The organism is Streptomyces sp. NPDC041191 (genome assembly GCF_055591945.1).
The window spans coordinates 257,118-276,452 of the sequence record NZ_JBVIZC010000010.1; the positions used below are offsets into that span (position 1 = coordinate 257,118).

At 73.8% G+C, this 19,335-nt stretch carries 14 protein-coding genes; 9 read left to right on the plus strand and 5 right to left on the minus strand.

Features of this window, described 5'->3' with window-relative positions:
* Positions 1-56 precede the first annotated feature (56 nt).
* The gene (locus ACZ6AQ_RS21410) at positions 57-2,792 is read right to left on the minus strand and encodes a D-alanyl-D-alanine carboxypeptidase family protein (RefSeq protein WP_468761372.1); all 2,736 of its coding nucleotides are present in this window, start codon (positions 2,790-2,792) and stop codon (positions 57-59) included.
* A gap of 162 nt (positions 2,793-2,954) precedes the next feature.
* Between ACZ6AQ_RS21410 and ACZ6AQ_RS21415 the strand changes: the two genes are divergently transcribed.
* From ACZ6AQ_RS21415 to ACZ6AQ_RS21425, 3 genes are all read left to right on the plus strand, one after another.
* Positions 2,955-3,653: a GOLPH3/VPS74 family protein gene (locus ACZ6AQ_RS21415; protein WP_388692500.1), complete on the plus strand. Its 699-nt coding sequence runs from the start codon at positions 2,955-2,957 to the stop codon at positions 3,651-3,653.
* A gap of 326 nt (positions 3,654-3,979) precedes the next feature.
* Positions 3,980-4,840 (plus strand): helix-turn-helix domain-containing protein, encoded by an 861-nt coding sequence (locus ACZ6AQ_RS21420; RefSeq protein WP_388692498.1) that lies wholly within the window; start codon positions 3,980-3,982, stop codon positions 4,838-4,840.
* A gap of 191 nt (positions 4,841-5,031) precedes the next feature.
* Positions 5,032-5,232, plus strand: coding sequence for a DUF397 domain-containing protein (locus ACZ6AQ_RS21425; RefSeq protein ID WP_388692496.1), 201 nt, complete (start codon positions 5,032-5,034; stop codon positions 5,230-5,232).
* A gap of 183 nt (positions 5,233-5,415) precedes the next feature.
* Here the strand turns inward: ACZ6AQ_RS21425 and ACZ6AQ_RS21430 are convergent, their stop codons facing one another.
* Positions 5,416-6,570, minus strand: coding sequence for an ADP-ribosylglycohydrolase family protein (locus tag ACZ6AQ_RS21430; RefSeq protein ID WP_468761373.1), 1,155 nt, complete (start codon positions 6,568-6,570; stop codon positions 5,416-5,418).
* Positions 6,571-6,829: 259 nt separating this feature from the next.
* On the opposite strand from ACZ6AQ_RS21430, the gene ACZ6AQ_RS21435 reads away from it, so the two are divergent.
* Positions 6,830-7,855, plus strand: a complete 1,026-nt coding sequence (locus tag ACZ6AQ_RS21435) for a helix-turn-helix domain-containing protein (protein ID WP_468761375.1) — start codon at positions 6,830-6,832, stop codon at positions 7,853-7,855.
* A gap of 135 nt (positions 7,856-7,990) precedes the next feature.
* Here the strand turns inward: ACZ6AQ_RS21435 and ACZ6AQ_RS21440 are convergent, their stop codons facing one another.
* Positions 7,991-10,576, minus strand: coding sequence for a bifunctional FO biosynthesis protein CofGH (locus tag ACZ6AQ_RS21440; protein ID WP_468761377.1), 2,586 nt, complete (start codon positions 10,574-10,576; stop codon positions 7,991-7,993).
* Between the two features lie 202 nt (positions 10,577-10,778).
* On the opposite strand from ACZ6AQ_RS21440, the gene ACZ6AQ_RS21445 reads away from it, so the two are divergent.
* The 3 genes from ACZ6AQ_RS21445 (at position 10,779) to ACZ6AQ_RS21455 (ending at position 12,574) form a co-directional block, all read left to right on the plus strand.
* Entirely contained in the window at positions 10,779-11,522 is a 744-nt protein-coding gene (locus tag ACZ6AQ_RS21445) for a GNAT family N-acetyltransferase (RefSeq protein ID WP_468761379.1), read from the plus strand.
* A gap of 257 nt (positions 11,523-11,779) precedes the next feature.
* The gene (locus tag ACZ6AQ_RS21450; protein WP_388692488.1) at positions 11,780-12,250 is read left to right on the plus strand and encodes a carboxymuconolactone decarboxylase family protein; all 471 of its coding nucleotides are present in this window, start codon (positions 11,780-11,782) and stop codon (positions 12,248-12,250) included.
* A gap of 111 nt (positions 12,251-12,361) precedes the next feature.
* Positions 12,362-12,574 (plus strand): hypothetical protein, encoded by a 213-nt coding sequence (locus ACZ6AQ_RS21455; RefSeq protein WP_468761381.1) that lies wholly within the window; start codon positions 12,362-12,364, stop codon positions 12,572-12,574.
* Between the two features lie 119 nt (positions 12,575-12,693).
* Here ACZ6AQ_RS21455 and ACZ6AQ_RS21460 read toward each other — a convergent pair whose 3' ends face one another.
* Positions 12,694-14,259 (minus strand): APC family permease, encoded by a 1,566-nt coding sequence (locus tag ACZ6AQ_RS21460; protein WP_468761383.1) that lies wholly within the window; start codon positions 14,257-14,259, stop codon positions 12,694-12,696.
* A gap of 584 nt (positions 14,260-14,843) precedes the next feature.
* Here ACZ6AQ_RS21460 and afsR point away from each other — a divergent pair.
* Positions 14,844-17,900 carry an SARP-family global regulator AfsR gene (afsR, locus tag ACZ6AQ_RS21465; RefSeq protein WP_468761385.1) on the plus strand — a complete coding sequence of 1,019 codons (3,057 nt, stop codon included), beginning with the start codon at positions 14,844-14,846 and terminating at the stop codon, positions 17,898-17,900.
* A 215-nt stretch (positions 17,901-18,115) separates the two neighbouring features.
* Complete coding sequence (locus tag ACZ6AQ_RS21470; RefSeq protein WP_468761387.1) at positions 18,116-18,331, plus strand: hypothetical protein; 216 nt, start codon at positions 18,116-18,118, stop codon at positions 18,329-18,331.
* A 209-nt stretch (positions 18,332-18,540) separates the two neighbouring features.
* On the opposite strand, the gene ACZ6AQ_RS21475 is transcribed toward ACZ6AQ_RS21470, so the two are convergent.
* Entirely contained in the window at positions 18,541-19,095 is a 555-nt protein-coding gene (locus ACZ6AQ_RS21475; RefSeq protein WP_468761389.1) for a hypothetical protein, read from the minus strand.
* Positions 19,096-19,335: the final 240 nt, after the last annotated feature.

Sequence of the window (19,335 nt, forward strand, 5' to 3'; positions counted from 1 at the left end):
ACGCTAACAGCCCGACGCCCCGGAGAGCCGGGGCGTCGGGCCGAGCGGGTGGCTCCTCAGCCCACGCGGGTCAGCTTCTTGTCGAAGCCGGGCTCCACCAGATCGGTCCGGAGGGCCACCGGGGAGCTGACCCGGCCCGCGCCGGTGCCGATCGACACCTGGCCGACGACGTCGCCCGCCCGGCCGCTGTGCGGGACGGCCCTGCCGCCGTCGGTGAGCTCCAGCTTCACCTTCAGGCCCGGCCAGCCGACCGCCTTGAGCTCCTTGGTGGCGACGACCGGGGTCCTGCCGCCGAGACCGTCGTCGACGTGGCCGAGGACCTGGCCCTTGCGGATCACGACGGCCGAGGTGACGTCCTTCTGCGCCTGCTTGATCAGCTCGTAGCTGTAGTCGATGGAGAGCTGGAGCTTGTCGTTGAGGAGCTTGGCGTCCTTGGCCCCCATGACGATGCCGAGGATGCGGCGGTTCTGCCCGTCCACCACGGTGTTCGCCGCCCAGAGCAGGTTGCCGCCGGCCGGGGTGGAGGAGCCGGTCTTGATGCCGCTCACCCCCGGCTTGAGGAGGATGTTGTTGTTGTTCTCGATCCGGCCGGGGATGCCCTCGACGGTCACGTTCGGCATGTTCACGATCTCGCGGAACACGTCGTACTGCATGACCGCCTTCGCCAGCTTCAGCTGGTCCTGCGGGGTCGACACGGTGCTGTCGAGCAGACCGGACGGGTCCGTGTACGCGGACTGGGTCATGCCGAGGTCCTTGGCGGCGGCGTTCATCTTCTGGACGAACGCGGCCTCGGAACCGGCGTCCCAGCGGGCGAGCAGCCGGGCCACGTTGTTCGCGGAGGGGATCATGAGGAGCTCCAGGAGCTCCTTCTCCGTGTAGGTCTGGCCCTCCTTGACCGGCGCGGTCGACTCGTGCTCGGACCTGCCCTGGTCGGCGGCCTTCTTGTCGACCTTGATCTCGGGGCCGGTCGCCTTCCCCTTCAGGGGGTGGTCGCGGAGGATCACGTACGCCGTCATCGTCTTGGTGACGGACGCGATCGGGGCCGGCTTCTGCGGCCCGTACGTGCCCATGGAGCCGACGCCCTCGACCTCGACGGCCCCCTGTCCCTCGCCGGGCCACGGCATGTTCAGCGCGCCGCCCTCGAAGGTGAAGGTGGGCGCCGCCGTGAGCGAGAGCGCGGGCGCGGGCAGCGGGCGGACCATCTGCGCGATCGCGAAGACGATCAGGAGGAGCAGGACCAGCGGGGTCCAGATCCGGAGGCGGCGCACGGCCGTCCGCAGCGGGGTCGGCGGCGGGGGCGGGGTGTTCGTCAGCTCCGCGAGCAGGTCGAGCGGGGGCAGCGGCGGCAGCGGCTGCTGCCGGGTCCGCTCCGCCTCGGCGAGCGCCGGGGGTACGGGGGCGGACGCGGGCGCCCCGGGGGCCCCGGGGGCGGCCGGGGCACCCGGAGCGGCGGCGGAGGCCGTGGAGACGGCGTCCCGCTCCCGCTCGGCCTTTCGCTCGGCCGGAATGTCGGGCCGCAGCGGCAGGAAGGTGCTGGTGCGCTCGCTGTCGGGGTCCGCGCCCGTGCCCTTCGGGCCGCCCGGGAGCTTCAGGGCGGTCGTCGGCTGGTCCACGGGCGGGCGGACCGTCCTGAACATGGCCGTGGGCTGGTCGACCGGCTCCTCGTCGGCCTCGGCCTCGGTCTTGCTCTTGGTCTCGGTCTTGTTCTTGGTCTCGGTCTTGGTCTTGGTCTCGTCGGCCTCGGCCTCTGCCTTGCCGGTTCCGGTCCTGCCCTCGGGCGAGGCATCGGCCGGGGAGTCGGCCGCCGAAGGGGAGGCGGGGGCGGAACCCGGCGAGGGAACGGAGGGGCGCGGGGTGCCGGGGGCCTCGGTGGTCCCCGTGTCCCCGGCGTTCCGGCCGCTCCCGGCCTTCCCGGCGCCTCCGGCGTCCTCGACGTCTCCGGGCTTCCCGGCCTTCCCGGACTTCCCGGTGCTCCCCGTGCCTTCGGCGTCCTCGGCGTTCTCGGTGTCCGAGGTGTTCGAGGTGTTCGAGGTGTTCGAGATGTCTTCCACGGAGGCCGGCTCCGCGGAAGCACCGGTGGAGGCGGCGGCCTCCCTGGCCTCCGAGGGCTCGGGTTCGGCGGCGGACGGCTTCCCGGCCGTCGGCTTCCCGTCCGCCGGCTCCGCCTCCGCCGCCTTCCCGGCCGGTTTCTCGCCGTCCGCACCGCCGTCCGCACCGCCGGCCGTGTCGTCGTCCGTGTCGTCGTGCGCGTCGCCCCGGGGCTCCTCCGCCGCCGTGGCGACCCACGCCGCCACAGCCGCCTTCAGGCGCTCGCTCTCCGGCTCCGACGCCGCCTGGCCGGAACCGTCGGCCTCCCCGGACTTCCCGGTCTCCCGGGACGCCTCGGGCGCCTCGGGCTTCGAGGACGCGTCCTCGGCGCGCTCCCGGGGGGCCTTCGCGTCCTCGTCCGCCCCGGTCCCGGTCTCCGGTCCGGCGGGGTCCTTCACCGCGTCGTCCCCGGACGTGCGCGGAACCAGGTTCCTGAAGACGGCGGTCGGCTGGTCGGTCCGCTCCGGCGCGTCCGGAGCCGTCCGCGCGGAAGACGCCGAGGGCGCCGCAGACGCCGAAGACACCGAAGACACCGAAGACTCCGCAGACCCTGAAGACACCGAGGACCCCGAGGGCTCTGCCTCGCGGAGCACGGAGAGCCGGGGATCACGGCCGCCGCCCGAGCCCGCCGTCTCCTGCGACGACCCCTGCTGCTCCGCCCTGTCGGGGGACTCGCCCGCCACCGTGCCTCCTCCATGCGTCATGCGTACGTCCGAACCGTCTACCAGTGTCCTGTGTGAACCCCTTGGCCCCCGTGCTAGACGAGAACGACATACCTACTGGTTCCCGGATGAACCACCCGGGTGCTCTCGACAGATGAATGTGAGAGGGGTCACCCTGTCATTCATCCACGCGGGGAGGCATGGATGGGCAGGAGCCGCAGAACCATTCCGGAGGAGCTTCTGCTGCTCGCTCTGGACCCGACCACGGGTACCACAGCGCAGCCGCAGTCGCTCGACCTCGGCCTGGCCGGAGCACAGCTAGTGGAGCTGGCGCTGGCAGGCCGGATAGCCCCTGATGGGGATCGTATCGCCGTGGTGATGCCACGGCCGACCGGAGATCCGACACTGGACTCCGCACTGGAACTGCTGCGCAGGCGCGGCAGTCCGGTCCGGGCCGTCCACTGGATAGGCGGGCCCCGGCTGGGGCTCCGCCAGACGTACCTCTCGCATCTGGAGCGATGCGGCATGGTCCATGCCGTGGAGGGCCAGATGTGCGGGGTGCTGCCGACGACTCGCTACCAGGCGACGGAGACGGCGATCAGCAGGGAGATCCGTGCCCGGCTGGACAGTGCGATCCGCACCGGCGTACCGCCGGACCCGCGGACCGCGGCGCTCGCCGCGCTGGCCCACGCGGTCGGACTCGGCAAGCACCTCTATCCCGGCAACGAAGGACGGTCGTCGCGGTCACGGCTGCGCGACCTGATCCGGCACGACCCGATGGGCGGCCTCGTGGCACACGCCGTGATGGACGTCCAGAACGGCGCGGGGGCGCAACCGCGCCGGGGCGCCGGGGGCGTTCCGGCGCAACCACGCGGCGGAATGGCCCGCGCGGCGGCGCACTGAGCACCGGCCGGCGGTAGCGAGCCGCCGCCACGCGCGCACACGCACCACCACGCGCACACGCACACGCACACGCACACGCACCATTCGAGCGCGCACCACCACACGCACACGCACCACGCGGGCCCGGCAGCACCACGCACCACCGCGCTTCACCCACGCACCACCGAACCATCCCGGGAGCCGCACCACTGTGCGGGGCGGTCTGGACGACCGCCCCGCACGCGTGCGTTGTCCCGGTTTCCCAGCGCGCACCCGGCCGTTGGTGGCAGTCTGCCAAGCAGGAGATACCCACAGCTACGCAGCAGACAGCCGGAGGTGCCGTTTCCGTGGCGTCCAACGTCAACCCCACCGTCAGGCGACGCCGATTGGGACAGGAGCTGCGCAAGCTCCGGGAGGCGAAGAACATGACGGCCGAGCAGGTCGCCGAGCGCCTCCTCGTCTCCCAGTCCAAGATCAGCCGCCTGGAGAACGGCCGCCGTTCCATCAGCCAGCGTGACGTGCGCGACCTGTGCGGCGTGTACGAGGTCGAGGACGAGCGCATGGTCGACTCCCTCATGCAGATGGCCAAGGACTCGCGCCAGCAGGGCTGGTGGCACGCCTTCGGCGACATCCCGTACAGCGTCTACATCGGCCTGGAGACGGACGCGGAGAGCCTGCGGATGTACGAACCGCAGATCATCCCCGGACTGCTCCAGACCCACGCGTACGCCGAGGCGGTGATCGCCGGCGCGCTGCCGGAGTCCACGCCCGCGGACATCGAGAAGCGGGTCCAGGTCCGCACCCGCCGTCAGGAGCGGATCCGGGACGAGGAGCGTCCGCTGCGCCTCTGGGCCGTCATCGACGAGGGCGCGCTGCACCGGATCGTGGGCAGCCGGCAGCTGATGGTGCAGCAGCTGGAGCACCTGCTCGAACAGTCGCAGCTGCCGCACGTGACCGTGCAGGTGATGCCGTTCGAGATGGGCGCGCACCCGGGGATCAGCGGGCAGTACTCGATCCTGGAGTTCCCGGACACGTCGGACTCCAGCGTCGTCTACATCGAGGGCGTCACGAGCGACCTGTACCTGGAGAAGGCCCAGGACGTCGGCAAGTACAGCGTCATGTACGAGCACCTGCGGGCACAGGCACTGAACGTCGACCAGACCAGGGAGTTCATCGTGAAAATGGCCAAGAAGCACGCTCAGGGCTGAGGGCCGAACCGGTCGGGGCAGGCACCGTACACCGCGAAATCGCTCCCACGGAAGCCTGATTGGTATATGCCACTCGGACGTGTGAACGCCGACCCCGTCGGCCGGGGCCTGCGAGTAGCGTCGATCACGCCGTCAAGAACGTTGGCGCGGCACACCACTGGCAGAAACTGGCAGAACCGGAGCTGAGCAGCATGGCGATTATTCAGGGTGGCACGGACACCTGGACGAAGTCCTCCTACTCGGGTGGGAACGGGGCGTGCGTCGAAGTGAAGTCCCCCGTCATGACCGCGATCGCGGTGCGGGACTCCAAGGCCCCCGAGGGCCCGTCCCTCTCGTTCGGGCCGGGCTCCTGGAGCGCCTTCGTCGGCGGGGTGGGCGGCGGGGCCCGCTAGCCCCTCCCCCGCCGGCCGTACGACACCGGCCGCACGCGTCGTCAGCAGGAGACGTCGTCGACGGCAGACGACGTCAGCAGTACGAAAGAGCCCTCTCGTCCGGTCCCGCCGTCCTGGCCGAGAGGGCTCGATGCTGTTCCGGGGCCCTCCCGCCCGGCCCCCGCGCCCGGCGCCCCGGGCCGGTCAGCCCCTCGGGTACCCCGGGTGTCCCGGGTACGCGGGGTACCCCGGGTAGCGCGCCAGCCAGCCCGGCGCGGCTCCCCCGGGGGTGTGCAGGGCGGTGCCCTGGGTCATCTCCATCGAGAAGTCGTCCGCCAGTTCCAGGACCGTCCCGCGGCCCTCCAGGTCGGCCAGCCAGGCCGGCGGGAGGGCCGTCTCGCCGTGCAGGGCGCCGAGCAGGGCCCCGGCGAGCGCGCCGGTCATCGACGAGGGCCCGTCGTGGTTCACCGCGAGCCGCAGCCCGTGCCGTACGTCCTCGGCGACCAGGGCGCAGTAGACGGCCGCCGCCAGCTGCCCCTCCGCCCGGTCCTCGCCGGCCCCGAGGGCGGTCACCCGCTCCGGGTCCGGCGCTCCTTCCCGTACGGCTCCGAGGGCGCGGCCGAGCGCCTCGGTGACCGGCTCGTGGCCGGGGTGCTCCGCGAGCCGGTCCAGGGCCCCGTCCACCGCCGTCTCCACCGGGCCGCCCCGGGCGAGGCCGTGGACGGTGACGGCGAGGGCGCCCGCGGCGAGGACGGCGGCCGGGGCGCCGTGCGACTGGGCGGCGCACTCCACGGCGAGCCGGTGGACGAGGTGGGCCTCCCAGCCGACGAGCAGTCCGAAGGGGGCCGAGCGGACGAGGGCGCCGGAGTCGCCGGCGGTGGGGTTCTTGGGCGCGGCCGGGGTGCCGGGGCGTTCGTCGCCGAAGCCGGTGAGGCAGGCGCGGGGCGGGTTGCGGCGGGCGTACAGCCACTCCTCGCGGGCGAGCCAGCCGTTGTCCTCGCGGCGCTCGTCGGGGCCCCAGTCGCGCTGGGTGGCGGCCCAGCGCAGATGGGCCCGGTGCACGTCGGTGGGCGGGTGCCAGGCGCCCGTGTCGCGGCGGACCTGGGCGCGGATCAGACCGTCGACGGTGAAGAGGGTCATCTGGGTCGCGGCGGTGACGGCGCCCCGGCGGCCGTACGCGGGGACGGGGTCGGCGAGTCCGTCAGGTCCGTGGGCCGCGCGCAGTTCCGCGAGGGTGAGGCCGTCGGCGCCCGCTCCCAGCGCGTCGCCGAGCGCCCCGCCGAGCAGACAGCCCCGTACCCGGGCCCGGAAGTCCTGCTGTTCGGCACGGCCCCACACGGCTGCGGCTGTCGTGGCCACGACGTGCCCTCCCCCGGTCGGCGGTTCGCTGACGGTTCCTCCGCCGCACTGTAATGGACCGGGAAGGTGCGTCCGGGGGCCGGAACGTCGTGCGTTCCGACGCTTTCCGGGCCTGTGGTGACCACGGTCCGCCCGGGGCCCGGAGGCCGTGCCCGGCGGTCACGGCACCCGTCCGGAGGGGCGGATGTGATTGGATCTTGCCGTGTTCGGGGGCGTTGCAGCAGCCGGGGTGGGCGGGGGCGTCGTGGGAGAAGGACACATGCTGGAGGCGGCGGGGGTCGGGGCCGAGGAGGAGCGGGTGTACCGCTTCCTCGTCGAGGTGCGGGAGGCCTGCGCCGCGGAGGTCGCGGAGCGGCTGGGCCTCGGGGCGGACCGGGCGCGCGAGGTGCTGGCCTCGCTCCACGACAAGGGCCTGGCGGGGCGGATGGACGCGGTGGCGGCCGGGGACGCGGAACGTTACGTGCCGGTGGCGCCCGACACGGCGCTGCGGCCCCTCCTGCTGCGCGGGCACGAGGCGCTGGAGTGGGCGCGGCGGGGGGTGGAGCAGCTCGCCGAGGAGTACCGGGCCGGGGGGCGCCGGCACGACGCCGAGCAGCTCGTGGAGGTGATCACGGGCGCGAACGTGATCCGGCAGCGGCTGCGTCACCTGGCGCACGGGGCCGGGGAGATGCGCTGGCTCTCCAAGGCCGATCCCGTGGCCCTGCCGGCGGAGGAGAACAACGAGGAGTGGGAGCTGCTCGCCCGGGGGGTCCGCTACAAGGTGATCTACGAGCGCGAGCTGCTGGAGGGGCCCGGCATGGTTGACAACGTTGCCCGCAGCATCCGCGCGGGCGAGCAGGCGCGGGCCACCGGGACGCTGCCGGTACGGCTGGTGATCGCGGACAACTCGACCGCCATCTGCCCCCTGCTGACCCGGCGTCCGGACAGCACGGGCGGCCCGGCGGGCGAGCCGACGGCCGCCGTGGTGCGCACCAGCAGTCTGCTCGACGCGCTGATCGCGCTGTTCGAAATCCAGTGGGCGACGGCGACGCCGCTGCACCTCACGGACTCCGGCGAGCTGGCCGATTTCGGCGGCGGTCCGCGGCCCGGCGCGTACATCGCCGACGACGAGCGGTACCTGCTCTCCCTGATCGTCGCCGGGGTCGCGGACAAGGCGATCGCCTCGCAGCTCTCGGTCAGCCAGCGCACCGTCCAGCGCCGCGTCCAGGAGCTGATGCGGCGCGCCGGTGCCACGACGCGGACACAGCTGGTGTGGCAGGCGGCGCGGCGGGGCTGGCTGTCGTAGCGGGCCCGGCCGCCGCGGGTCCGGCCGCCGCGAAAACGGACGGAACGGGAACGGACGGAGCGGGAACGGACGGAGCGGGAACGGACGGAGCGTCCGCGGCGGCCCGGGGTCCCGGCCGCCGCGGACGGCCCGTCCTCACTCCGCGGGCAGGACGGGCAGCAGCTCCGGCAGGTGCCCGTCCGAGGCGGCGGCCGCGCGCCGGCGCTCCTCCGGGACCTCCCCGTACAGGGTCGTCCGGGGCTTCGCCGGACGACCCGCCGCCTCCGCGATGGCCTCCAGGTCCTTGACCGAGCGGTACGAGCCGTAACCCGACCCCGCCATGCGGGAGATGGTCTCCTCCATCAGGGTGCCGCCCAGGTCGTTGGCGCCGGAGCGGAGCATCTCGGCGGCGCCCTCCGCCCCCAGCTTCACCCAGCTGGTCTGGATGTTCGGGATGTGGGGGTGGAGCAGGAGCCGGGCCATGGCGGTGACCGCGCGGTTGTCGCGGGCGGTGGGGCCGGGGCGGGCGATGCCGGCGAGGTAGACGGGCGCGTTGGTGTGGATGAAGGGGAGCGTCACGAACTCCGTGAAGCCGCCGGTCTCCCGCTGGATGCGGGCCAGGGTACGGAGGTGGCCGAGCCAGTGCCGGGGCTGGTCCACGTGTCCGTACATCATCGTGGAGGAGGAGCGCAGGCCCAGCTCGTGGGCGGTGGTGATCACCTCGGTCCAGGTGGCGGTGGGCAGTTTGCCCTTGGTGAGGACCCAGCGGACCTCGTCGTCGAGGATCTCGGCGGCCGTGCCCGGGATCGAGTCGAGTCCGGCCTCCTTCGCGGCCGTCAGCCACTCCCGGATCGAGAGGCCGGTGCGGGAGGCGCCGTTGACGACCTCCATCGGGGAGAAGGCGTGCACGTGGATGCCGGGGACGCGCTCCTTCACCGCGCGCGCGATGTCGAAGTAGGCGGTGCCGGGCAGATCGGGGTGGATGCCGCCCTGCATGCAGACCTCCACCGCGCCGACCTCCCACGCCTGCTGGGCGCGGTCGGCGACCTGGTCGAGGGAGAGGGTGTACGCGTCGGCGTCGGTGCGCCGCTGGGCGAAGGCGCAGAAACGGCAGCCGGTGTAGCAGACGTTGGTGAAGTTGATGTTCCGCGTGACGACGTACGTGACGTCGTCGCCGACCACGTCACGGCGCAGGTCGTCCGCGACGCGGGCGAGGGCGTCCAGGGCGGGCCCGTCGGCGTGGAGGAGGGCCAGGGCCTGCGGGTCGGTGAGCCTCGTCGGGTCGTCGGCGGCGACGGCGAGCGCCTCGCGCACGTCGGTGTCGATGCGCTGCGGGACCATCCCGGGGGCGGCGGCCTCGCGCAGCGCCTCCCAGTCCCCGTACACCTCGTCGAAGTCCTCGCGCCGGTCGCCCGTGCGGCCCTCGGTGTCGACGGTGCGGTGCAGGTCGGTCCGGCCGGTGGCGGTGAAGACCTCGTCGGGCTCCTGCCAGGGCAGGCCGCGCACGGGCGCGTCGGGGTTCGCCAGGCCCGTCTCGGGGTCGGCGAGGGCGCGGACGTGCGGGAGGAGCCGGGGGTCGAGCCAGGGTTCTCCCCGGGTGACGAACTCGGGGTAGACGCAGAGGCGTTCGCGCAGCTCGAAGCCGGCGGCGGCGGACCGTTCGGCCAGTTCCCCGATCTTCGGCCAGGGCCGCTCGGGGTTGACGTGGTCGATGGTGAGCGGCGAGACCCCGCCCCAGTCGTCGACGCCGGCCGCGATGAGCCGCTCGTACTCCGCGTCGACCAGGTTCGGCGGGGCCTGGAGGCAGGCGGAGGGGCCCATGATCAGGCGGGCGACGGCGACGGTGGCCACCAGGTCGTCCAGCTCGGCGTCGGGCATGCCGCGCATCGCCGTGTCCGGCTTGGCGCGGAAGTTCTGGATGATCAGCTCCTGGATGCCGTGGTACGCGCGGGCGATCCGGCGCAGCGCGAACAGCGACTCGGCCCGCTCCTCCGGGGTCTCCCCGATGCCGAGCAGCAGCCCCGAGGTGAAGGGGACGGAGGAGCGGCCGGCGTCCTCCAGGACCCTGAGCCGCACGGCCGGTTCCTTGTCCGGGGACCCGTAGTGGGGGCCGCCGGGCTCGGACCACAGCCGGGTCGCGGTCGTCTCCAGCATCATCCCCATGGAGGGCGCCACGGGCTTGAGGCGCTGGAAGTCGGTCCAGGACAGCACCCCGGGGTTGAGGTGCGGCAGGAGCCCGGTCTCCTCCAGGACGCGGATCGCCATGGCCCGCACGTACGCGATCGTGTCGTCGTAACCGTGCGCGTCGAGCCACTCGCGCGCCTCCGGCCAGCGGTCCTCGGGCTTGTCCCCGAGGGTGATCAGGGCTTCCTTGCAGCCGAGTTCGGCGCCGCGCCGGGCGATGTCGAGGACCTCGTCGGGCGACATGAACATCCCGTGCCCGGCCCGCCGCAGCTTGCCGGGGACGGTGGCGAAGGTGCAGTAGTGGCACGTGTCGCGGCAGAGCCGGGTGAGCGGAATGAACACGCTCTTCGAGTACGTGATGACGCCCGGCCGCCCGGCCGCCTCCAGACCGGCGTCCCGCACCCGCCCGGCGGTCGCGACCAGGTCCGCCAGGTCCGCCCCGCGCGCCCGCAGCAGCACGGCGGCCTCCGTGACGTCGAGCGCGACCCCGTCCCTGGCCCGCCTGAGGGCACGGCGCATGGCGTTCTCGGTGGGGCGTCCTGCCTGGTGATCCGTCATGGACCGAGCATACGAGCGGGTACGGGGAGAGCCGGGAGCGCCGTCCGCCGGTTCACGTTCCCGGAGTCGCGATCCCGGACCGCGTTCCCGGACCGCGTTCCCGGACCGCGTCCGCCGGTTCGCGCCTCCGGACCGCGTCCGCCGGTTCGCGTTCCCGGAAACGTACCTGCGTCCCGCCCGCCCCTGCCCCTACCGTGGCCCGGTGCTGAAGCGAATCGAGACGTACTACGACGCCGTTCCCCGTTCCTCCGCCCGCGCCGAGGACTTCGGGCCGCTGACCCTGTTCGTACGGGAGGGGGAGGGCTGGCCCTTCTACGCGCGGCCCTCGCTCGGGTACGAGGGGGAGATCACGGCCGGGGCCGTGGAGCGGGTGCGGGCCCGGCAGCGGGAGCTGGGGGCGCCCGAGGCGTTCGAGTGGGTCGCGGAGACGACGCCGGGGCTGCGGGCGGCCGTGGAGGCGAGCGGGCTGACCGTGCACGCGCACCCGCTGATGGTCCTGGAGGGCGACGGGCTCGCCGTGCCGGAGCCGGTGGGAGCGGCCGTACGGATGGTGGAGGCGGACGACCCCGGCCTGGAGAGCGCCGTCGCCGCCCCGTACGGCGCCTTCGGCTTCCCGCCCGCGCCCGGGACCGCCGAGCGGACCGCCGAGCGGATCGCGGCGGGTCTGACCCGGCTCGCGGCGGCCTTCGACGGGGTGGACGGCACCGCCCTCTCGGCCGGGCAGCACCAGCCCGTGGGGGACGTCTCCGAGATCGTCGGCGTCGGCACCGTCCCGGCGGCCCGGCGCCGGGGGTGCGGGCTCGCGGTCACGGCCGCCCTGGCCGCGGACGCCCGCGCCCGGGGCGCCGGGACGGTGTTCCTGTCGGCCTCGGACGCGAACGTGGCCCGGCTCTACGGGCGGCTCGGCTTCCGCACGGTCGCGACCGCCCTCATCGCGGAGGCGTAGGCGCGGGCCCGCCCGGCGGGTCGCGGGGGCGGGTCACGGGCGGGCGGCCCCGGGGCGGCGGGCGCGGCGAACGCGCCGGACGTGCCGGACACGGCAGACACGGCGGACACGGCGGCGGGCCCGGTAGCAGGCATCGCCGGGGACGCCGACGCGGGCTTCCCGGAAGAATTTTCCGCGCCCGTGTCACATTCGCGGCCCGCGTTCCGTCCATGAGGTGAAAGCGACGCACGCACACGCGACACCGAGGAGCGATCACCATGGCGACGCACACCCCCGAGGCCCGGATGACCAACCCCGCCCACGTCCTGCCCGACGCGGGCCCCGCGATCCAGGGGCTCCTGAAGGCCACCCGCCAGGGCGGGGTCCCGGAGGCGCTCCTGGAGCTGGTGCACCTGCGGGCCAGCCAGATCAACGGCTGCGGCTTCTGCGTGGACTACGGCGCGAAGGGCGCCAGGAAGGCGGGCGTGAGCGACGAGAAGCTGTTCGCGGTCGCCGCGTGGCGCGAGGCGCCGTACTTCTCCGACGAGGAGCGGGCCGCCCTCGCGCTCGCCGAGTACGCGACCCGCATCGCCGACACCCCGGACGCGGTGCCGGACGCGGTGTGGGACGCGGCGGCCGACCACTTCGACGAGAAGCAGCTCGCCTCGCTGGTGCTGATGATCGGCCTGACGAACCTCTTCAACCGGATCAACGTCACCGTCCGGCAGCCGGCCGGCACGGGCCTCTGACCGTACGGTTCTCCCGGCGGGGCGGGGCGGGCGCCCGCGGACCCGGGCGCTCCCGTGGACGGGGGCCGGGAAGGTCGTAACCGGACCCGCCTCCTCCGCGTTGGAGCGGGCATGAAGAAGATGCTCACCGCAGTCGTCCTGACCGCCTTCGCCTCCGCCGGTGCCGCGGGCGCCGCCGGAACCGCCGCCGCCGACACCGGCGGGGTGAACCTGCCCTCGGTCGTCCCGCTCAGCGGCGTCCTGTCCCCCGGGGCGAAGCCGGCCGGCGCGCCGGGCCTGCCGGACGCCGGCGCGGCGGTGGGGCGCCTGCTGCCCGGGCGCTGAGCCCTCGGGGCCCTCCGGGGCCTTTCCGTGGCCTTTCGTGGCCTTTCCGGGCGGACATGCGGAGGTGGGGGGTCCCCGGGGACCCGCCACCTCCGCGTTCCGGTGCCCCGGGGGGCCGGTCAGTCCTCCATCACCAGGGACGGGGTCTCCCGGGTCAGGACCTCGCCCCGGAAGAAGGCGGGGCTGCGGCGCTGCATGACCAGCATGATCACCACGCCGAGGAGCAGCAGCCCGACGCCGATCACGAAGACCGAGCCCATGCCGAGGACGGCGGAGCCGGAGCCGTACGCCGGGTCCCACATGTCGTACAGGGTCTTGCCGAAGACCGCCGTGAGCATGAGGCCGCCGAGCAGCGGCATCAGGCCCTTGAAGGCGAAGTCGCGGAAGGAGCGGAACAGCTCCCCGCGGAAGTACCGGACGCAGGCGAAGGCCGTGAGCGCGTAGTAGAAGCAGATCATCAGGCCGAGGGCGTAGATGGTGTCGACCAGGACGTGCTCGCTGACCAGGGTCATCACGGTGTAGAAGGCACCGGTGGCGACGCCCGCCACGACCGTGGCCCTGCCCGGGGTCTTGAAGACCGGGTGGACCTTGGTGAAGGACTCCGGCAGCGCCTCGTACGTGGACATCGCGAGGACCGTGCGGGCGACCGGGATGAAGGTCGTCTGGAGGCTCGCGGCGGCGGAGGCCAGGACCGCGACGAAGAGCAGGATGCCGAGCGTGGGACCCATGACGGGGCCGGCCAGGGCGGCGAAGACGTTGTCGGAGGTCTCCGGGTTGGCGAGGCCGAGGCCGTCCTCGCCGGAGCCGACGGCCATCTGGGCGGCGATGCCGGTGGCCAGGTAGGAGCCGACCAGGACGACCATCGCGATGAGGGCGGCGCGGCCGGGGGTCTTCTCGCTGCCGGTGGTCTCCTCGTTGCTCGCCATGCAGGCGTCCCAGCCCCAGTACATGAAGATCGAGAGCGAGAGTCCGGCCGTGAAGGAGGCGAAGGACTGCACGGCGAAGGGGTTCATCCAGGACCAGGAGAAGTCGATCGAGGTCTCGAACGACCCGGCCTTGGTCAGGGCCATGGCGACGAAGACGGCGAGGACGACGAGCTGGAGGCCGACGAGGGCGTACTGCACGCCCTTGGTGGCGGTCATGCCCCGGTAGCTGATCGCGGTGGCGGCGGCGATGAGCGCGAGGCAGGTGAGGATGTGGACGGCCTTGTTGTCGTCGAGCGCGGCGACGGACCCGCTGCCGCTGATCTCGCCCGCCAGGAGCCAGAAGTAGGAGGTCGCGACGCCGGCCAGGTTGGAGAGGACGATGATCGTCGCGATGACGAGGCCCCAGCCGCACATCCAGCCGATCTTGGGGCCGAACGCCTTCACGGTCCAGGTGAAGGAGGTGCCGCAGTCCGGCATGGCCTTGTTGAGCTCCCGGTACGCGAAGGCGACGAGGAGCATCGGGAGGAAGCCCGCGAGGAAGACGGCGGGCATCTGGAGCCCGACCTCGCCGGCCGTGGAGCCGAGCGTGGAGGTCAGGCAGTAGACGGGGGCGACGGTCGAGACGCCGATGACGGCGCTGCCGAGGAGGCCGACGGAATTGCCGCCCAGGCCCTTGGCGCGTACACCGTGGGCGTCGCCCGGGGCGTCGACGCCCCTTACCGTGTCTCCGGCCTGCGGCCGAGCTTCCACCTGAGTCATGAACAGGACGTTAAATGCTGCGGTTTCCATATCTGGAAGATCAGAATCCGCTCACTTGATCGACAGACTCCTTGCATTGCGGGGGTCGTTCGGGCCGCTCGCCAATGATTGAAAGATCGAGCCGCCACGCCACCCGACCAAGCGGTAGGTCAGCTCGACGGTGTCCGGTATGCGGGAACCGCAGCGCGTCCCCAAATGTCCGTTTCAAAATTTTCCCGAGAAATTTTCCGGACCGCCGCCGGGCCGCCCCCGGACCGTCCCCGGACCGGACGTGCCAACGCCCGGGGCCCCGGCGGGAGCGGAACGCCTACGGAGCGTGTCCGGCGCGGAAACCCGTCCGGCACACCCGCCTCCCGAATCCGCCGTCCGCCCCTCCCGCCCCGGAATCCGGCGTCCGGCACCCCCCGCCCGTCACCGGCCGTCGTCGTACGCCGCCCCTCGCGCCCGCCGCCCGTACAACGGTCCCGCAACGGCCCGGCTACGGCCTCGCTACGTCCCGGGCGACAACGGCCCGATGCTGACGGACTCCCTCCGGACAAGGCAGACTGTCCCGGGCGAAACCAGCGGTACGGGCAGGGGGAGCTATGCACCGTGAGGACGGGCCGCGCGTTCCGGCACAGCGGGCTCCGGAGGCGGACGGGGACATCCCGGCGGACCCGACGGCCCCGGTGGAACCGGAGGCCGCGGCGGCCGGGGACGCCCCGGTGGAACCGGAGACCCCGGCGGAGGCGGAAGGCGGACCCGGCGGTCCGCTGCGCTTCGCCGTGCTCGGCCCCGTACGGGCCTGGCGGGACGGCGAGGCCGTGCCCACCGGCTCCCCCCAGCAGCGCGCCCTGCTCGCCGCCCTGCTCCTGCGCGGCGGGCGCACCGCCACCGCCTCCGAGCTGATCGACGCGCTCTGGGGCGAGGAGCCGCCCTCCCAGGCCCTCGCGGCCGTCCGCACCTACGCCTCCCGGCTCCGCAAGGCCCTCGGCCCCGACGTCCTCGTCAGCGAGTCCGGCGGCTACGCCCTGCGCGCCTCCGCCGCCGCGCTCGACCTCGCCACCGCCCGGGACCTCGCCGCCGAGGCCGAGAAGCTGCGGTCCGGCGGGGACCGCGCGGCGGCCCGGGAACGGCTCGCCCGCGCCCTCGACCTGTGGGACGGCGAGGTCCTGGCCTCCGTGCCCGGCCCGTACGCCGAAGCCCAGCGCATCCGCCTGGAGGAGTGGCGGCTCACCCTCCTGGAGACCCGCCTCGACATCGACCTGGAGGTCGGCGCGCACGCCGAGGCCGTCTCCGAGCTGACCGCGCTCACCGCCGCGCACCCGCTGCGCGAGCGGCTGCGCGAACTGCTCATGCTGGCCCTCTACCGCAGCGGACGGCAGGCCGAGGCGCTCGCCGTGTACGCCGACACGCGCCGGCTCCTCGCCGACGAACTGGGCGTCGACCCGAACCCCGAACTGTCCCGGCTCCAGCAGCGCATCCTCCGGGCCGACGCCGAACTCGCCCGCCCGGTCGAGGAACCCGCCCCGGCCGCCGCGCCCGCCGCCCGCCCGGCCCAGCTCCCGGCGACCGTGCCGGACTTCACGGGCCGCGCCGCCTTCGTGCGGGAGCTGGGCGACCGGCTCGCCACCGCCGAGGGGCACGTCATGGCGGTCTCGGCGCTCGCGGGCATCGGCGGCGTCGGCAAGACCACGCTCGCCGTGCACGTCGCCCACGAGGCCCGCCCGCACTTCCCCGACGGGCAGCTGTACGTGGACCTCCAGGGCGCGGGATCGCGCGCGGCGGCGCCCGAGACCGTCCTCGGCTCCTTCCTGCGGGCGCTCGGCACCCCGGACTCGGCCATCCCCGACTCCCTCGACGACCGGGCCGCGCTCTACCGCTCCACGCTCGACGGCCGCCGGGTCCTGGTCCTCCTGGACAACGCGCGCGACGCCGCCCAGATCCGCCCGCTGCTGCCGGGCACGGCGGGCTGCGCGGCCCTGGTCACCAGCCGCATCCGGATGGTGGACCTGGCGGGCGCGCACCTGGTGGACCTGGACGTGATGTCCCCGGAGGAGGCGCTCCAGCTCTTCACCCGGATCGTGGGCGAGGAGCGGGTCGGGGCCGAGCGGGAGGCGTCGCTCGACGTGGTCGCCGCCTGCGGCTTCCTGCCGCTGGCCATCCGCATCGCCGCCTCCCGGCTCGCGGCCCGCCGCACCTGGACGGTCTCGGTCCTCGCCGCCAAGCTGGCGGACGAACGACGGCGCCTCGACGAACTCCAGGCGGGCGATCTCGCGGTCAAGGCCACCTTCGAGCTGGGCTACGGCCAGCTCGAACCGGCCCAGGCCCGCGCCTTCCGGCTGCTCGGCCTCGCGGACGGTCCGGACATCTCCCTCCCGGCGGCGGCGGCCGTCCTCGACCTGCCGTTGTGGGACACCGAGGACCTGCTCGAAGCCCTGGTCGACACGTCCCTGGTGGAATCGGCGGCCCCGGGCCGCTACCGGTACCACGACCTGGTCCGCCTCTACGCGCGTGCGTGCGCCGACCGCGACGAGCAGCCCCCGTCGGAGAAGGAGGCGGCGCTCTCCCGGCTCCTCGACTTCTACCTGTCGACGGCGGCCCGGGTGTACGCCATCGAGCGCCCCGGCGACCGGCTCGTGGACCACCTGGAACCCACCGCGTACGACGGCCTGACCTTCACCGACCGGCACGAGGCACAGGACTGGCTGTACGCGGAGGCCGGCTGCCTCCTGGCCACCGTCCGCCGGTCCGCCGCCTCGCCCGCGACCCTGCGCCGGGGCGTGGACCTGCTGTGGGCGTCCCTGGACCTGGGCGAGTCGGGGGCGAACTCCAAGGAGTTCGAGGCGACGGGCGTCGTCGTCCGCGACGCCGCCCGCGCCCACGGGGACGCCAGGGCCGAGGGGCGCGCGCTCATGGTCCTGGCGGGCGTCCACCACACGGCGGGCCGCTTCGCGGAGGCGGACCGCGACGCCGAGCTGGCCCTGCCCCACGCGGACCGGGCCGGCGATCCGGTACCGGCCTGCTGGTCCGCCAACGCGCGGGGGATCATCGCGCTGTACCAGAACCGCTTCGCGGAGGGCGAGCACTACCTCACCGAGGCGATCGAACGCTTCCGCGGCATCGGGGACGAGCCGGGGGAGGCGAGCGCCCTCTGCAACCTGTCGCGCATCCACCTGGCCACGGGCCGCACGCCGAGCGCCATAGCCCTCGCCGGGCGGGGCACCGAGATCTACGACGCGATGGGGCACGCCCTCCGGGGCGCCAACGGGCGGTACGCCCTCGGTCTCGCCCTCACCCAGGACGGCCGGCTCGACTCGGCGGCCGAGCACCTCCGCGAGGCGCTGGCGGTCTTCGCCGACAGCCGGCAGCGGCTGTGGGAGGGCATGACCCTCTTCCGGCTGTCCGAGGTGGACCTCGCCGCCGGCCGGCACGCGCAGGCGGCGTCGAACGCCGAGATGGCCCTCACGGTGCTGCGGGGCATCGGGGGCGAATGGCGGCGGGGCAACGTCCTCACCGTCCTGGGCCGGGGCCTCTTCGGCATCGGCCAGAGCGGCCGGGCGGTGGTCTGCTGGCGGGAGGCGCTCGGCATCTTCGAGGGCCTGGGCGCCCCGGAGGCCGACGAGGTCCGCGCGCTGCTGGCCCCCGCGACGGCCGCGTAGGCGTCCCCCGCCGGGGCGTTCATCGTTCGTTTATCGCCGTCCGGCATGCTCTTCCCATGACGGTCCGTCGCGTCGGGGGGCAGGCGGACCGCCAGTGAGGGTCGTCGTTCCGGGCACCGGGGTGACCGGCCCCGGAGATCCGTCCGGTCGTCCACGGGGGAACGGCCGGACGGACCTCCTCACACCACGGACACCACACGCAGGAGTTGACGAGCATGACCGACCCGATCCAGCAGGACCCGCTCATCACCACCAAGGACATGCACGCCACCTCGGAGCCCGCGATCGGCGCGATCACCGCGAAGATCACGGCCCCGGCCGGCGAGACCCTCGTGACCAAGGACATGCACGCCACCTCGGAGCCGGCGATCGGCGCGATCACCGAGAAGGTCACGGGCGACGAGGTCCACACGGCGCGGCCGGTCGACTAGTCCACTCCCGACGGGGGGAGACGGCCGCGGCGGCGACTTCGGGGGAGTCGCCGGGGCCGGACGGAACCGGTCGACGGGGGAGCGCACGGGCCGGGGGACGTCCGGACGGAACCAGGGGGGATCCGTCCGGGCGGGGCCCGTGCGCAACGCGACCGGACCGTCGCACGAAGAAGGGCCGGGCATCCGCCCGGCCCTTCGCACGTCCCGGGCTACTGCTTGCGGACGTCGTAGACCCAGCAGTCCTTCACCCGGTCGACGGCCTTCGGGTGCTCCATCGCGACCTCGACGGTCTTCTTCTCGTAGCTCCCGACGGTGACGGTGGTCCCGACCGAGTCGACCGCCCTGCCCGTGGCGTCCTTGAACTCCAGGGTGATGGTGTACGTCCCGTCGACGGCGTCGTGCGAGTCGATCCGCAGCGTCGCCGTGGTGTCCGCCGCGCGGGCCGGCCGTTTCCCGGTCTTCCGGCGGGCCGGTTCCACGCAGTCCACGACCTCTACGTCGACCCGGGCCGATGTCGGGGACGGGCTCGCCGTGGCCGTGGACCCGCCGCCCGGGCCGTTCTCGGAGCCGTAGTCGTCGTTGTCCTTCTCGGAGCTGGAGCAGCCGCCGCCGGAATCGTCGTCGGAGGAAGAGGAGTGGCTCCTGCTCTTGCCGCTCTTCCCGCTGCCACCGCCGCTGCCGCCGTGGCCGCCGGTCTGGAAACCGGTCAGCGCGAGCACCACCGCCGTGAGCGTCGCCGCGAGCTTCAGCCGCGTCCGTACCATCGTCGTTCCCCCGTCACTCCTGTCGTGTTCGCGCCACACTAACGCCGTTCCCGCGCCGCGTGGCGGCCCCTCCGGACCCGGCGTAGCGTCGGGAACGAGAGCCGGACCGCCCGGGGGCCGCGCCGCCGGACCGCCGCGGCGCCCGCGCCGTCCGCGTTCTCCCCGGAACGACGGCCGCCGTCCGAAGCCCCTTCCGTGCCCGGTGCGACGGCCGTCACGGCCGCGACGGCGCCGGTCTCC